The following is a 276-nucleotide window of genomic DNA, read 5'->3' as shown; positions in this document are numbered from 1 at the left end:
ACTCTCGCATGGGGAGACCCCACACTACCATCGGCGCTACGGCGTTTCACTTCTGAGTTCGGCATGGGGTCAGGTGGGACCACCGCGCTAGTGCCGCCAGGCATATTCTGTTTTGTTAACCGTTGTGCTATTCACACAACCATCAACTTAATCTCGGTTCAAGCTGAAAATCAAATGCTTAGTCTCTCAACCAAAACACCTTCGGTGTTGTAAGGTTAAGCCTCACGGATCATTAGTACTGGTTAGCTCAACGTATCGCTACGCTTACACACCCAG

Annotated in this window: 1 rRNA gene; it reads right to left on the bottom strand. The window is 50.0% G+C overall.

The window, feature by feature from the left end:
• A 5S ribosomal RNA gene (rrf, locus tag MES37_RS24650) occupies nt 1–101 on the bottom strand; the annotation flags it as partial.
• Between the last annotated feature and the right edge of the window lie 175 nt (nt 102–276).

This window comes from Buttiauxella sp. S19-1 (genome assembly GCF_022134725.1).
GTDB lineage: Bacteria > Pseudomonadota > Gammaproteobacteria > Enterobacterales > Enterobacteriaceae > Buttiauxella > Buttiauxella ferragutiae.
This window is presented reverse-complemented; position numbering and strand designations above follow the sequence as displayed.